General features: G+C 43.1%; 14 protein-coding genes. 7 read left to right on the top strand and 7 right to left on the bottom strand.

What is annotated here, in order from left to right; all coding sequences use genetic code 11:
- Window positions 1-499 precede the first annotated feature (499 nt).
- Window positions 500-1,036 carry a general stress protein gene (locus tag A0256_12020; GenBank protein ID AMR32094.1) on the top strand — a complete coding sequence of 179 codons (537 nt, stop codon included), beginning with the start codon at window positions 500-502 and terminating at the stop codon, window positions 1,034-1,036.
- A 136-nt stretch (window positions 1,037-1,172) separates the two neighbouring features.
- On the opposite strand, the gene A0256_12015 is transcribed toward A0256_12020, so the two are convergent.
- From A0256_12015 to A0256_12000, 4 genes are all read right to left on the bottom strand, one after another.
- A complete protein-coding gene (locus A0256_12015; GenBank protein ID AMR32093.1) occupies window positions 1,173-3,152 on the bottom strand; it encodes a peptidase S9 in 1,980 nt (659 codons plus the stop codon).
- 111 nt (window positions 3,153-3,263) lie between these two features.
- On the bottom strand, window positions 3,264-4,484 hold the full coding sequence (locus A0256_12010; protein ID AMR32092.1) for an FAD-binding monooxygenase: 1,221 nt from the start codon (window positions 4,482-4,484) through the stop codon (window positions 3,264-3,266).
- Window positions 4,485-4,522: 38 nt separating this feature from the next.
- Window positions 4,523-5,065 carry a lipocalin gene (locus A0256_12005; GenBank protein ID AMR32091.1) on the bottom strand — a complete coding sequence of 181 codons (543 nt, stop codon included), beginning with the start codon at window positions 5,063-5,065 and terminating at the stop codon, window positions 4,523-4,525.
- Between the two features lie 358 nt (window positions 5,066-5,423).
- On the bottom strand, window positions 5,424-6,254 hold the full coding sequence (locus A0256_12000; protein AMR34524.1) for an orotidine 5'-phosphate decarboxylase: 831 nt from the start codon (window positions 6,252-6,254) through the stop codon (window positions 5,424-5,426).
- A 248-nt stretch (window positions 6,255-6,502) separates the two neighbouring features.
- Between A0256_12000 and A0256_11995 the strand changes: the two genes are divergently transcribed.
- From A0256_11995 to A0256_11985, 3 genes are all read left to right on the top strand, one after another.
- Window positions 6,503-8,152: a transcription termination factor Rho gene (locus A0256_11995; protein ID AMR32090.1), complete on the top strand. Its 1,650-nt coding sequence runs from the start codon at window positions 6,503-6,505 to the stop codon at window positions 8,150-8,152.
- 88 nt (window positions 8,153-8,240) lie between these two features.
- Window positions 8,241-8,978, top strand: a complete 738-nt coding sequence (locus A0256_11990) for a CDP-diacylglycerol--serine O-phosphatidyltransferase (protein AMR32089.1) — start codon at window positions 8,241-8,243, stop codon at window positions 8,976-8,978.
- 38 nt (window positions 8,979-9,016) lie between these two features.
- Window positions 9,017-9,274: a phosphoribosylformylglycinamidine synthase gene (locus tag A0256_11985; GenBank protein AMR32088.1), complete on the top strand. Its 258-nt coding sequence runs from the start codon at window positions 9,017-9,019 to the stop codon at window positions 9,272-9,274.
- Window positions 9,275-9,429: 155 nt separating this feature from the next.
- On the opposite strand, the gene A0256_11980 is transcribed toward A0256_11985, so the two are convergent.
- Window positions 9,430-9,807, bottom strand: a complete 378-nt coding sequence (locus A0256_11980; protein ID AMR32087.1) for a hypothetical protein — start codon at window positions 9,805-9,807, stop codon at window positions 9,430-9,432.
- A gap of 22 nt (window positions 9,808-9,829) precedes the next feature.
- Window positions 9,830-10,309: a 2-amino-4-hydroxy-6-hydroxymethyldihydropteridine pyrophosphokinase gene (locus tag A0256_11975; GenBank protein AMR32086.1), complete on the bottom strand. Its 480-nt coding sequence runs from the start codon at window positions 10,307-10,309 to the stop codon at window positions 9,830-9,832.
- Window positions 10,310-10,400: 91 nt separating this feature from the next.
- On the opposite strand from A0256_11975, the gene A0256_11970 reads away from it, so the two are divergent.
- Window positions 10,401-12,197: a signal peptide peptidase SppA gene (locus tag A0256_11970; GenBank protein ID AMR32085.1), complete on the top strand. Its 1,797-nt coding sequence runs from the start codon at window positions 10,401-10,403 to the stop codon at window positions 12,195-12,197.
- Between the two features lie 142 nt (window positions 12,198-12,339).
- Entirely contained in the window at window positions 12,340-13,428 is a 1,089-nt protein-coding gene (locus A0256_11965; protein AMR32084.1) for a hypothetical protein, read from the top strand.
- A 122-nt stretch (window positions 13,429-13,550) separates the two neighbouring features.
- Here A0256_11965 and A0256_11960 read toward each other — a convergent pair whose 3' ends face one another.
- Window positions 13,551-13,781, bottom strand: coding sequence for a hypothetical protein (locus A0256_11960; protein AMR32083.1), 231 nt, complete (start codon window positions 13,779-13,781; stop codon window positions 13,551-13,553).
- A 186-nt stretch (window positions 13,782-13,967) separates the two neighbouring features.
- On the opposite strand from A0256_11960, the gene A0256_11955 reads away from it, so the two are divergent.
- A complete protein-coding gene (locus A0256_11955) occupies window positions 13,968-15,644 on the top strand; it encodes a DNA polymerase IV (protein ID AMR34523.1) in 1,677 nt (558 codons plus the stop codon).
- Window positions 15,645-15,689: the final 45 nt, after the last annotated feature.

Here is a 15,689-nt window from a genome sequence, read left to right as displayed (position 1 = left end):
ACAATCATACCTACGTAGGAACCATCTGTTAACCGATGGAATGGCGCGAAATACATGGCGCGTAATAGATTCTTCGTTCCTCAGGATGACAATGTAAAATAACTACAAACAGCCTGTGTCATGCTGACGAAGGAAGCATCTGTTAACCGACAGAAATGGCACGTAATGTATGGCCCTTAATAGATCCTTCGTTTCTCAGGATGACAATGTAAATATTAAAAACAGCCTGTGTCATGCTGACGAAGGAAGCATCTGTTAACCGACAGAAATGGCGCGAAATACATGGCGCGTAATAGATCCTTCGTTCCTTAGGATGACAATGTAAAATAACTACAAACAGCCTGTGTCATGCTGACGAAGGAAGCATCTGTTAACCGACAGAAATGGCACGTAATGTATGCCCTTAATAGATCCTTCGTTCTTCAGGATGACAATGTAAATATTAAAAACATTTCCTTTTCCCAAAAGTTAATAGATTATCATTATAACATAATCTATCATGAACAGTATCAATCAAAACCAACCCGAAGATAACTTTAAAAACCTGGCCGGGACTGAGGCTGTAGAAAAGCTAAAAAGCCTTGCTGAAGATGCAAAAACCTGCTTTTTCCTGAGTAATATAAAAACTGGTTTACCTGCCTCCGCACGACCAATGACCGTTCAGGACGTTGATGATGAAGGTAACTTATGGTTTTTAATCGCTAATGATAGCCATACCTACAGCGAATTGCAAGCCGAACCGTTGGCGCAGCTTTTCTTCCAGGGCTCCAAATATTCAGATTATCTGGACGTATACGGCGTAGTAACATTAAGCGATGACAAAGAAAAGATCAAAGAATTTTGGAAACCTATCCTTAAAACCTGGTTTACCGAAGGTGAAGATGACCACCGCATAGCCGTTGTAAAGGTTGAACCGACCCAGGCTTATTATTGGGATAACAAACATGGCAATGCAGTAGCCTTTGTAAAACAATTGGCAGGTGCAGCTCTAGGGAAAACCTTAGATGATTCAATCGAGGGTAAACTAGAGGTATAAATTTTATTGAACAATCCGGCCGGGGTATCGCAGATCAGACAGGTTCTGATGACCTGTCTGGCGCTGTTCAATTTTACAGCAAAGGCCAACTTGAATCGTAAGTTGGCCTTTGTCTGTTATAAGCAGCAATAAGGCTCTATTGCTTTAAATACTTATCATACCATTTGATATACCGCTCCACCCTATCCACCTGGTAGCTTGGGATACTGATGCCATGATTCTGGTTGGGATAAAGGATCAGTTCTGTAGGTACACCCAGCGATTTTAGTGCCTGGTACATTTGCTCGCTGCCGGCAGTAGGTACGTTAAAATCCTTCAATCCCGACATAAACAGCACCGGCGTTTTTATCCTGTCGGCGTGCAGAAAAGGGTAAGAGATTTTGGTATATATATCCGGATTCTTCCAGGGCTGTCCCAGTTCATTATCGTACTGCAAAATATATTGATCGATACCGTAATTGGCCATTTGCAGTGCGCTGCCCGCACCGCTTGCTGCTGCTTTGAAACGGGTATCGCTGGCGATTAGAAAATCGGTAGTGATACCGCCGTAGCTCCAGCCGCCTACGCCCAATTTATCCGGGTCCGCAATTCCTTGCTTCACCAACTCATCCACCGCGCCATGAAGATCAATAACTTCGCGGTTTCCCCAGTCGGCTGCAATGCTCTTGGTAAAGGCGATGCCCCTGCCAGAGCTGCCCCTGTAGTTTACCGTAGCCACCGCATATCCGGCGTTAGCCAAAGCCTGGCAGGTTGGATCGAAACTATAATCATCCTGCCCAACAGGCCCCCCATGCACAAACAGGATGAAGGGCATCTTTTTGGTACTGGAACTATCCGGGCGGTACAACACACCCGAGATCTTCGTCCCATCCTTACTTACAGAACGAAAGCCCGTTACCTGGGATAGAGTGACTTTGCTTACCCAATCCTGCTGCTGAAATGTAAGGCGGCGTAGCTTTCCATCTTCCAGCGCGTAGATCTCATGAGGCAAATAAGGCGTACTCATGGTTACGGCCCAGTTATTTTTCCCCTGCGCAACGATATCGTTCATGCTTCTTTTACCGCGGGTAGCTGGTATGATACTGATCTTTTTATTTTGCAGACTGTAAGTGGCCAAATATCGTTCCCTGTCATCATCAACAGTAAAAGCTAGCGCTTTTCCGTCTTTGCCCCAGGCAAGGTTGTCTGCGGTGCGGTCCAGCTCTTTGGTCAGCAGTTTATTGTTATTGCCATCAGCATTCATCAAACACACAATATTTTCGGCATACATATTATAACCTTCACTATCCTGGCGCAGGTAGGCTATTTGCTTTCCATCAGGGCTCCATTGCGGGCTAACATCATGACCTTTCCAGGTAGTGAGCTGAGTTACTGTAGCATTTGCTTTTGGTTCCATAGTGAATATATCGCTGTTCTCGCTCCGGTCGGGATCCTGGTCGTGGTTGCTTACAAATGCTATGCGCGTACCATTAGGCGACCATACAGGCGATTTTTCTTCGAACTCCCCTTTGGTTAACGTATCCAGTTTTTTAGTATTAATATCCAATACATATAAGTGGTTGCGCAGGTGTTCCAGGTAACCCTCATAATCCTGCTTAAAATGGTAACGGTCAACAACAATAGGCTTGGGCGTTTTAGGTGCTTCCTTCCCCTTATTTTCCGGATCCTGGATCACCAGCACCATCTTTTTACCGTCGGGGCTCCAATCATAATCACTCAGATCACCTTTTATGTCGGTTAGCTTTTTGGCTTCCCCGCCCCGGCGGTCCAGGAGCCATACCTGCGACCCGTTTTTTGATTCGCGCGATGATAAGAAGGCCAGGTACAGGCCATCGGGGCTCCAGCGTGCTTTAGCTGCGGCTTCTGGGCCGTGGGTTAGTTGGATGGAAGTTTTGCCATCCCAGCTTTGCATCCACAGGTGCGATACCCGCTTATCCTTAGCTGTATCTACTTCAGATACGCCATAAGCCACCCATTTACCATCCGGTGAAACCTGTGGGTCGCTTACAGTTGGTATCTTATAAAAATCTTTGGGCTGAAAATGTTTTTTATCGCTTTGGGCGAAAGCTGTGGCGACAAACGACGTAACAACAAGCAGAGTAAGGCATTTTTTCATAAGTACAGCATTAATTGGGCGGTAATTTAGTAAAATACGAGTCAATTATGCCAATAGTTATGAAATTTTCAATGGAGTTACATAAAAGATGATGTTAACCGCTGCGTAATTTTAGTAACGATATTTTACCGAAACTAAACTATCGTAATCCGGTAGCAAAAATTCTTCCTTCTTTGGTTTTTCCGTTTTGCTTTTGAAGATCTTACCAATCTGCTTTACAAATTCGCTTGCAGCAATACTTGCTATCATATTCACTACTTTCACCCCAAATGCCGATTTCGGATGAACTATCCATGGTGCTCCCGGCGGAAGTTTTTGTACGGTAGTAACGTAGGGCCTCAGTTTGGTTTCAAATGCTTCGAACGCTTTGCTATGATCCACATTTTGTGCTAGTTCACCTGCCAGCATATAGGCGCCAAGTATAGCTAGCGATGTACCCATGCCGCTAATAGGCGTTGGGCAATATGCAGCATCCCCTATCATAGCCAGCCTGCCCTTTGACCATCGCGGGGCTTTCACCTGGCTTACGGCATCAAAGTACACATCTTTGCTATCGGCAATTGCCTCGCTGAGGCGGGGAGCTTCCCAGCCTGCGCCTGTCAGCTTCATTATTAAAAACTTTTTTTGATCTTCGCGGGATAAGTTCCGATAATTGGCATCCTTGGCTAAAAAGCTGAACGATGCCCTTGTGTTGCCCTCGTTATCCGGGCGCAACAGTATGACCCGAGATCCGGGCGCATTGTACCAGCGAGCCCAGTTAGTATCCGTTTTTGTTTTGGGGATGGTGAGATAGGCATTGTATAAACCGATGTACTTTAGTTCGGCTTCGGTACCAAACATCAGTTCCCTTGTTTTAGAACGTACCCCATCCGCAGCGATAACCAGGTGGAACTCGGCCTGCTGCCCATCGCTGAAAGTAACCGTTACACCTTTTACCTGATCATCAATTGCGGTAATATATTTGCCGAAGATGTAATTAACATTGTCTTTAGTTTGCTGGTACAAGATATTGACAAGGTCGCCCCTGATGATCTCCATTTCGCTGGTAAAGCTATCGGCACCAGTAGCCGGAAAGGAGGCGCGCACTACATTCTTGTCATCAATAAACTGAATCCCTAATTCCCCGGTATTGGCAGCTAATATTTGATTGGTGATGCCCATCTTTTCAGTTACCTTTCTGGCGGCATCCCTGATATCTATATTTTGGCCACCCATCCGCAATTCCGGCGACCGCTCAATTACAGTTACTTCAAAGCCGTATTTATGTAGCCAATAAGCCAACGTGGGCCCAGCAATGCTGGCACCGGATATCAATACTTTTTTTGATTGCATTATTTGAGGTGATTAATATCCGTCGTGCTGGACTGATTTCAATGATCGTGCTTTGTCCAAACTAATTTATTAACGTTGTAGCCCAGTGCCTGGGCCTGTTTTAGGTAATCGGTAACAATGGCCGGAGGTATTGAAGTTTCCCGTGACAACAGCCAAAGAAAATCCAGATCGTTTCCGGCAATCATGGCATACTTATAGTCTTTATCAATCGCGATCACATTATAACCGGCATAAAATGGACCAAAGAATGAAACCTTTAACCTTGCAACATCATCCCCATCAACAAACTTTGCTTTACCTATGCTCTGCTTCCATTCTTTCTTAACGTAGTTGTAACCCCGGTTATCCACGCGGATAGAGCCGTTATTTTTAAGGGTATAGTTGGCGGTAACGTTATTTAAGTTCTTTTCGAATTTAAAATCCATCCGGCAGATCTCGTACCATTTGCCCAGGTATTTGTCTTTATTAAAGGGACTAACTGCTTTTGCACCTTTTGGGATAGATACACAGGAAGAGAAACCCACTATAAAAGCCGCCGCTGCTATCCCGGCAAGCCCTATTTGCCACTTTTGTAACTTCATTTAATTGCAACTGCTAAGGACCTATGTTTGTTTGAAGATGCAAGCCATTAAACAGATCGACTTTAATAGTCTTTTTCTCCGTCTTCATAATGAAAATGATCTTGACTGGCTGTGCTGAAATTTTAAATAAACAACGGCTCTTTTTGATTTTCCCTTTTCATTTCAAAAAGACTATTTTCAATTGCCCAGTCATATACGCCTTTATTAACAGGATATTTTGATAATAGTCCTGTCAACTTATGCTTATTAATCCACTCGTCTGCCAGTTTTACATCTGTAAAAACCCCGCCTGCAAATCTGCTATCGGCACCATGAAAGATCTAAATAAAATCTGTGATATGCTTTGTTTTCATGATAATTAAAGCACTCCTGCCTTTTCCAACTCGGCTTGCATCTGCTGCTGCAAACTCAGCGCCTCAGCCCTGGCCGCTTCTGCAAAATCTTCGCCGTTACTGGCATAGATGATAGAACGGGAGGCGTTAATGATAAGGCCGCAATCCGGCGTCATGCCGTATTTGCAAACTTCTTCCAAACTGCCACCCTGTGCACCAACGCCGGGGACCAGTAAAAAGTTGTCTGGTGCATACTTACGGATATTAGTGAATTCGGTGCTTTTTGTTGCCCCGACGACAAACATCAGCCTGTCGGCCCCCGCCCAGGTATTCGCTTTCTGTATCACGGTTTCGTAAAGGTAACCTTCGCCGTTTTCCAGATACTGGAAGTCTTTACTGCCCACAGATGAGGTTAATGCCAATATAATGATCCACTTACCAGCATACTTTAAATAAGGAGTAACACTATCGTGCCCCATATAAGGTGTCACTGTGATCGCATCGAAGCCCATACCGCTGTTTTCTTCATCAAAAAATGCCCTTGCATAATTATCCGATGTATTTCCAATATCGCCACGCTTCGCATCTATAATACTAAGAACATCTTTCGGGAGGTATTCATAGGTGGAAATAAGGCTTTGTAATCCTTTTAACCCGCGGCATTCGTAAAACGCAGCATTGGGTTTATAAGCTATACACAAATCTTTGGTAGCATCAATGATTCGTTTATTAAATTCAAAAACAGGATCAGGATATGCCTTTAAAAACCCGGGGATTTTATCTATATCGGTATCCAGTCCAACGCATAAAAAAGATTTTTTTTGTTTTATCTGACCGATCAGTTGCTGGCGGGATATCATAGCGGGGTGTTTAATTTAGCCCCAAAAATCTAAAAAATTAAACACTTAGTGTTATTTTTTTATTAAATTTGCATTTTACAATATTTTCATTAAAATTGCATTGTTTTCCCTTGCATGTTCTTGAACACAAGAACAATTTTTATCACCACGCATTTATTTCTAATACTTACCTGGCTTAAATATTGCATATGCAGGTTGCAGAACATCTTTCAACTAAAAAATCCTTTTGAACTATAATTCATATCATGTCTGATACAATCGAATTGAACGACAAGCTCGTGTCTGAGTTGCGTGAAATTGCTAAAAGTTTAGGTATTGCGGCGGCGGATGAGCTAAGAAAAGCACAACTGATCACCACCATTACCGAGCAGCAACAGCTAATTGAAGCCGCCAGGACCCAACAGAGCATCGTAGAAAGCAACTACGCTCCTAAAACTGCTCCCGCAGAAACAGAAGAAGCTGCCCCAGCCGCCGATGGCGAAAAAACACGCAAAAGAACCCGCGTAACCAAAGCCGCTAAGAACGAACCAAGGGTTGAAGTACCTTTAAGAGATACCAACTTATTTGAGCAGGAAGAAGACGAAGCAGAAAATAATAACCGCGGTAACAATACCGAAGCGGTTTCTGCAAGCAGCAACCCTACCGAAGAAGAGCAGGCCATAAGGGCAGAACAATTACCAGCCGAAAGCCGCCCGCAAAAATTTGAGCGCCGCGTAAACAATACCGGTAACGGAAATGAAAAACAGCAAAAAAATCAGGAGCCTGCTATCAACCTTGATTTTGATAACGTTATTGTAAACGAAGGCGTATTAGAAATCATGCCCGATGGTTACGGATTTCTGCGCTCATCTGACTATAACTATTTAACATCTCCTGATGACATTTATGTATCTCAGAGCCAGATTAAACTTTTCGGCTTAAAAACTGGCGACACCGTTCGCGGTAGTATCCGCCCGCCAAAGGAAGGTGAAAAATATTTCCCGCTGGTACGCGTGGAAGCAATCAACGGCCGCATCCCGGCAGAAGTGCGCGACCGTGTACCTTTCGATCACTTAACTCCGCTGTTCCCATCGGAGAAACTGAACCTGTTTACGGATGCCGGTAACTACTCTACCCGTATTATGGACCTGTTTTCGCCGATAGGTAAAGGCCAGCGTGGTTTAATTGTGGCTCAGCCTAAAACAGGTAAAACCATGCTGCTTAAAGATGTTGCAAACGCGATAGCTAAAAACCACCCGGAAGTTTACCTCATTATCTTACTGATTGATGAGCGCCCGGAAGAGGTGACCGATATGGCACGCAGCGTACGCGCCGAAGTGGTTTCATCTACTTTTGATGAGCCTGCAGAGCGCCACGTAAAAATCGCCAATATCGTTTTAGAGAAAGCCAAACGCATGGTAGAGTGTGGTCATGACGTGGTTATTCTGCTGGATTCTATAACCCGTTTAGCACGTGCTTACAATACGGTGGCACCTGCATCCGGTAAGATCTTATCGGGTGGTGTTGATGCCAACGCATTGCACAAACCAAAACGCTTTTTTGGTGCGGCCCGTAACATTGAGGATGGCGGCAGCTTAACCATTATCGCAACTGCATTAACAGAAACCGGTTCTAAAATGGATGAGGTGATCTTTGAAGAATTTAAGGGTACCGGTAATATGGAGCTGCAACTGGATCGTAAATTATCCAACAAAAGAATCTTCCCTGCTATCGATATTACTGCATCAAGCACCCGTCGTGATGACTTGTTGCTTGATCGTGAAACTTTACAAAGAATCTGGATTCTTCGTAATCACCTGGCGGATATGAATTCACAGGAAAGTATGGAATTTTTGCAGGCACAGATCCGCGGCACGAAAACCAACGAGGAGTTCCTTATCTCGATGAACTCATAATATATTTAGATATGCGGAGTTATAATTTAACAGCGGTTATTTTATAACTCCGTTTTTTTATAAAAATATTAATACCTTCATACCCATTATGAGGCGGCGAGTTAGAAAACACCTTCCAAATGCCATTACCTGCGCAAACTTGTTTAGCGGATGTATCGGAATTCTTTTTGCGTTTCAGGGCAACCTGATCGTAGCTGCTTATGCCATTTTTTTAGCTGCCATTTTTGATTTTTTTGATGGCTTTGCATCAAGGGTATTAAATTCACAATCATGTATAGGTAAAGATCTGGATTCACTTGCCGATATGGTAAGCTTTGGCGTACTGCCTTCGGCAATCATGTATGAATTGTTACTGGAGGCACCCCAGATCAGCGGTGTTAGCGAATGGCTCAACTTTGTTGCCTTTCTCATCCCGGTATTCTCTGCTTTAAGGTTGGCTAAGTTCAACACTGATACCCGCCAGGCTGAAAGCTTTATTGGCCTGCCAACACCTGCAAATGCGATATTGATCGCTTCTATCCCCTTAATACTATTGCAGTACGAGGACCTGAAACGTTTTATTTTAAATCCTTATGGTTTGGTTTGCTTCATCATTGTGATGTGTATCCTACTCGTAGCAGAGATTCCATTAATGTCTCTTAAATTTAAGAACAGCGACTTTAACAAAAACTTTTACCGCTATTTATTATTGCTGGTTTCTGCAATACTCATACTATTTTTTAAATTTGCGGCAGTTCCGGTGGTTATCATAATGTATATCACCTTGTCATTAATTCAACTAAAATTCGCAAACGATACGGTAATCAGCGGTTCTCACAGAAAATAGTCCGTCAATACGCTATCGTACCTAACACAAAAAGAGTAATGAAAAAATTCCTGGCCGAAATAGATGTAATGCCAAAAAAAGAAATCCTTGATCCGCAGGGTAAAGCCGTAACCGGCAGTATGAAAAATCTTGGCCTCGCCGAAATTCAAAACGTACGCATCGGAAAGCATATTTCTTTGGAAATAGAAGCCGACAGTACAGAGGCCGCCAGCGCCAAAGTTGATGAAGCCTGTAAAAATCTTTTAGCTAACCTGATTATGGAAAGCTATAGCTTCAAGTTGGAAGAAGTTGCTTAGTCTGTAAGTCCGGATAGAAGGAAAGTCTGAAAGAAACGCCCGACTATCGTACGATATAAAAGCAGAAAGCAATCCCAAGGGATTGCTTTCTGCTTTTATACTTTTTCGGATTTACCAGCTATTCAGTCACCCGGTCGTTCATACGGATCAATTTCCTATAGATTTCCTTCCTTTTCAATTTTAATTTTTTGAAGCGCTACCAGGTTATTACTGACCATGGTTTGTACCTGCATAAATTTCTCGATGATGGCGGCCTGATCTTGTCCTTCTGTCTTGCAGGCAATTTCTACGTCCTGTATAGTTGCCTGGCTCCAGGGCATTCCAAAAAAGCCAAGATTTGGTTTCAGTTTGTGCGCTGCCTGTGCAGCCGTTACCCAATCCTGTGCGTTGATAGCAGTGTTGATACTGGCCAGCAACTGCGGCGTTTGGTCTAAAAACATGCCTATAGAATCCACAATGAATTCATCACTGCCATCGGCAATTTCGTATAAAAAAGCAAGATCAAGGTCTTGTGCAGGTATGCTATCAGCCATCGTATCGGGTTATACGTCAAAATTATAACTTTTTTACCATCAAATCGTCTTTTAAAGCTAATTTGAGGGTTAAAATACTGCTGTTTAATAGTGGGTGAACTAATTCAGGCGCAATTTCTGCAAGTGGTGCCAATGTAAAGCTCCTGTTATGTAATTCAGGATGCGGTATAATGAGGCCGGGCTCGTTAACCACGTCATCACCGTAAAATAATATATCGATATCTATCGTGCGCGATCCCCATTTTTCTTCGCGCAGCCGGCCAAGTTCAGTCTCAATAGCCAGTATCTTATTTAATAGTGCGCGAGCGGTTAGACTTGTTTGCAGTAATATAACCTGGTTCAGGTAATCGGGCAGATTGGTTTTACCCCATGACTGCGTCTCGTAAACCGATGATAATTTCAATACCGGCGTAATCTCTTTTTGAATCTGCCGGATAGCTTCCTGCAAAAACAGTTGCCGGTTTCCCAGGTTACTTCCTAACAGCAAAAAAACGTTAATCATGTTGTAACAAATATCGGGGTTAGGGCTCTTAATAACATATAAACCGCCCCTATTTAGTAAGTTTGCATATATAAATGATTTATAACAGTTAATGAAACAATTCTTCAAATATGTTCTGGCCACAATAGTTGGCATCGTGCTTTCTACCGTCGTTCTTGGCCTATTATTTTTCGCACTCATCGCCGGCATCGTCGCATCAGCAGGTTCGGACAAAGGCGCTGACGTTGAAGCTAATTCCATTTTACATATTAAAATAGACTATAACATTGCCGAACGTACCGCAAATAATCCTTTTGCAGGTTTAAGCTTTTTAGGCCTGGATGGTGAAAAGGCTATCGGACTCAATCAAATTTTGGCAAGCATTAAAAAGGCTAAAAGCGACAGCAACATTAAAGGTATTTTTTTGGATGAAAGCTATATGTTAGCCGGCCAGGCGACAACTGAAGAGGTGCGCAATGCGCTTATCGATTTTAAAAAATCGGGCAAATTTGTAGTTGCTTACTCAGAGATCTACACGCAGGGGTTTTATTACCTCGCTTCCGTTGCCAATAAAGTTTACCTTAACCCAAAAGGTATCATTGAGTTTAAGGGGTTTAGTTCCGAAACCATGTTCCTGAAAGGTGCTTTGGATAAATTGGGGATAGAGGCACAGGTTATAAAAGTAGGCACCTACAAAAGCTATGCAGAACAATACACACTTACCAAAATGAGCGACCCTAACCGCCTGCAGGTTACCTCCTACCTTGGTTCGTTATACAATCACTTTTTAACCGGGATCAGCGCGCAGCGCCATATCAGTAAAGACTCATTGTTTAATTACGCCAACAACGGTTTGATCCAGGAGCCGGAAGATGCCGTGAAGTATAAATTGGTTGACGGATTGAAGTATAAAGACGAAATACTGAGCGATCTAAAGAACCGCACCAATACAAATCAGAAAGACGACCTTCAAAGCGTTGAACTGGCTGATTATGTTAAAAGTGCGCCGAAAGACGATAAGGATAATGATGACGACAGCAAATCATATTCAAAAAACCGTATCGCAGTAATTTATGCATCGGGAGACATTGCCGGCGGAGACGGCGACGATAATACCATCGGATCTGAAAAGATCTCGAAAGCTATCCGCAAGGCACGTACAGACGATAAAGTTAAAGCCATTGTTTTAAGAGTGAATTCACCGGGTGGTGGTTCCCTGGCCTCTGCCATTATCTGGCGCGAAGTGGTGCTGGCTAAAAAAGCGAAGCCGGTAATCGTTTCAATGGGCGATGTTGCAGCATCTGGCGGGTATTATATTGCCTGTGCGGCCGACAGCATTTATGCTGAACCAAATACCATCACCGGCTCGATTGGCATCTTTGCTATCCTGCCGAACATGCAGAAATTTTTCAACGATAAACTAGGCGTAACCTTCGATGGTGTGAAAACCGGGAAGTATGCCGATTTGGGAGATGTCAGCAGACCGTTAACACCAGAGGAACGCGCTATTTTGCAAAAGAGTGTTGACCACGGCTATGATACCTTTACCAAAGCAGTTGCCGAAGGCCGCCATAAAACCCGGGCCTACATCAATTCTATTGGCCAGGGCCGGGTGTGGACAGGCGAACAAGCGATAAAAATCGGCCTGGTAGATAAATTGGGCAACATTAGCGATGCTGTAGCATCTGCCGCTAGAAAAGCGAACTTGAAAGAGTATCAATTAGTGAGTTATCCCGAGCAAAAAAGCATTTTAAGCAAATTTGGCCAGGGATTTTCGGCACAAATAAAAGCGCAGTTTTTAAAATCAGAACTTGGCGAAAACTACAAGTACTACCAGCAAATAAAAGGCGTAACGCAAATGATGCGCACCCCGCAGGCACGGATGCCTTATGATATTGTGATCAGATAATTTGATTTTGAATATTTTGAAAAGCCGCCTTGGAAAAGGCGGCTTTTTTATTTTTTGAAATTAAACCTGTTACTTAATAGTGAGTCGAAAAGCAAAAATCTCTCAAACCATATATCACATGCATAAATCTAACTTTATTACTATGCGAAATTTACTGAAAATTGGCACCATCTTGCTCGTCATTGTCAGTACATCTTGCAAGAAAAACGACAATCCTGCTCCCGAAGGTTACAATGTATATGTGGGTGCAAATGACAAAAATTTATATTCTTTTACCAATGAGGGGATATTAAATTGGAAGTTTGAGGCCAACGGAGATTTTGCTTATTCTACACCAGTTTACGCCGATGGAACAATTTACTCAACCAATACCGACAATAATTTGTACGCAGTTAATGCCAGTTCCGGAATTTTAAAATGGAAATTTACCGCTGCCAGTACCATCATATCCAGCCCGGCGGTGACTGGTAAAATTATTTATTTCGGTAGCGATGATCATAACTTTTACGCTATCGATAGCAATACCGGCTTATTAAAATGGAAATATGTAACCAGTTCCAATATAGATAGCAGCCCGGTTGTAGCAAATGGTATAGTATATTTCGGCAGCACCGACGGATACCTGTACGCTTTAAATGCTAACAGCGGTACTTTAGAATGGAAATACTATACTGGTGCCGTTATTGTGCAATCCAGCCCAGTCATCTCCAATCAAGTAGTATTTATAGGTAATCGCCAAGGTGATCTTATCGCTGTTAACCAATTTACCGGGAAACTTAAATGGAAAATAAATATCGACGGCATATCTTTAGAGCAGTCAAAACTTATCGTGAATAACGGAGTGATCTATTTTTCGAGCTGGTATAATTTAGATACCAAGGCAGTTGGAAACCTTTATGCCATTAAAGAAACCGATGGTACAGCTATTTGGACGGGGTTACAAGAAAAGGGATTCTCGTCCGGACCCGCTTATGCAAATGGTAAGCTTTTTATCAATGCAGATGATAATAATTTATACGCGGTTAATGCATTAACAGGTGAAACATTATGGCAGAAACCTATCATTGCCAACGGTGCGGTACCCACGGTGTTTAAGGAGAATATCTTTGCAGGTGGAGGAGGTTCGAGCCTCTTTTATGTACTTAACAGTGTATCCGGTGACGAAAAATGGAAATATCCTTTACCGAATAGCCTAACTACATCGAAACCATTGATTGTAAACACAAAATAATCAGCAATAAAAAGCATAACCTTGATAGGTTTGAAAGCTGCCTTGAAAAAGGCGGCTTTTTTTGTATCAGTATTTATAACAGGAATACGCCAGCCAAAATAGTATAATTACAATTATTCTCCTTACCCATGGTAGGGAAAAGGATAAATATTCCAACCAGCCGACTTGAAGTTGAATTCCGTATTCGAATATTGTCCTTTAATAAAAGAAAAGATAAGCTGCTCATTATACATCGGATTAAAATCCCTCAAAATCTCAGCAGAAGATTTGTAGGTGTTCGCCAGCTGTATTTCGCGATAAGCCTGCGTCAAGAACAGGTTTCGTTCAAATTCTTCGTTATCGATAATAAACATTTTGCAATTACGGTTCTAAATATGAAACTTCCTTATCAAATCTTCTTTAATTTTTCACGCTCTGTGCCCCTCCGCTTCTGCTCCGTTTTCTCTGCGGCTAAAAAACACTTCATCCCTCGCCTTGTTGCATTACAAATAAACCGGCGAAATACCCCCGCCTTTTGTACTTTTACTGCAAACCAATTTATGGAAAACAAGCCCATATCCCGTACGCTTCGCCTGCTCTCGCAATTGATGGAATTGCACAACGTTAACCCGTTCAAAATAAAAGCGATAGCCAATGCTGCCTTAAAGGTAGATAAACTCCCCTTCCCTATTGCCGGTAAAACGGTGGAGGAATTGGAAAAGATCGACGGCATCGGCAAGAGCCTTGCATTTAAAATTGCTGAACTGCTTGAAACCGGCACAATGACCGATCTTCAGGATATGCTTGACAAAACCCCTGAAGGTGTAGTGGAGATGATGGGCATCAAGGGAATCGGTGCTAAAAAGGTTGCTGTAATATGGAAGGAACTCGGAATAGAAAACATTGGCGAGCTGTATTATGCCTGTAACGAGAACCGCCTGGTGGAAGCTAAGGGTTTCGGATTAAAAACACAGGACGAGATCCGCAAGCTAATTGAATTCCGGATGGCGGGTAACGGTAAATTCCTTTACGCACAAGTGGAGGAAGAAGTAAAGGCGCTGATGGAAGAGATAAGGGGAGTATTCCCGGATGCATTGAAACATGTGGCTGGTGAATATCGCCGGATGTGTGAGATCATATCGGAGATTGTCATCGTTATCGGCAGTCTTGATCAGGATATTGCCTTCAATGCGCTGGCCAATTCGCAGATCCTGCAAAATGTAAGCCTCAATGGCCATCATATTGGCGGCGAGCTAACGAACGGGCTGCTTGTTGATATCATCTGCGTAAGCAAAGCCGATTATTATCAGGAACTATTTGTGCAAACCGGTAACGACGAACATGTAGCTGAAGTGATGGAGCGCATAGGTAACGGGCTGGAGCAGCCAAGCAGCGAGGAACTGATCTACTCAAAAGCCAATCTCAGCTGGATACAACCCGAACTACGGGAAGGTGATACATTTATTGAGCGTGCTACTAACAATAACCTTCCAACGCTAATCTCCTACCACGATTTGAAGGGCACACTACATAATCACAGCACCTGGAGCGATGGTGTGCATTCGGTTGAGGATATGGCCCTTTACTGCCGCGATGACCTCAAATTGGAATATTTAGGCATGTGCGATCACAGTAAAAGTGCATTTTACGCCAAAGGACTCAGCATCGAAAGGGTGTTACAGCAGCAGGAAGAAATAGACCATCTCAATAAAAAACTCAACGGGTTTAAGGTGTTTAAAGGGATTGAATCAGATATATTGAATGACGGTGCATTGGATTACCCCGACGAGATCCTTAAGAAATTTGATTTTATAGTGGCTTCGGTACACTCAAACCTGAAAATGCCTGAAGAGAAAGCTACCGCGAGGTTGATAAAGGCAATAGAAAACCCTTACACTACCATACTGGGGCACCCAACCGGCCGTTTACTTCTAAGCAGAAAAGGCTACGATATCGACTATAAAATGGTAATAGATGCTTGCGCCGCTAATAACGTGGTTATAGAGATCAACGCCAACCCAGTACGATTGGACCTCGACTGGCGCTGGCATCAGTACGCCCTGGAAAAAGGTGTAATGCTCTCAATAAACCCGGATGCCCACCGCAAAAGTGGATTTCTGGATATGGAGTATGGCGTAAATATTGCCCGTAAAGGCGGCTTAACAAAAGAAATGTGTTTGAATGCCTTATCTTTGGAGGACATTACCAAAGTTTTTGAAAAGAAAAGGCCAAAGTAAAAAAGCCCTAGGCGCTCGATTCGGCCCTTACCTCCCGATAAAGGA

It is taken from the genome of Mucilaginibacter sp. PAMC 26640 (assembly GCA_001596135.1).
In the GTDB taxonomy this organism is placed as follows: domain Bacteria; phylum Bacteroidota; class Bacteroidia; order Sphingobacteriales; family Sphingobacteriaceae; genus Mucilaginibacter.
The sequence above is the reverse complement of the archived record's forward strand: the minus strand, read 5'-3'. Positions and strand labels throughout refer to the sequence as shown.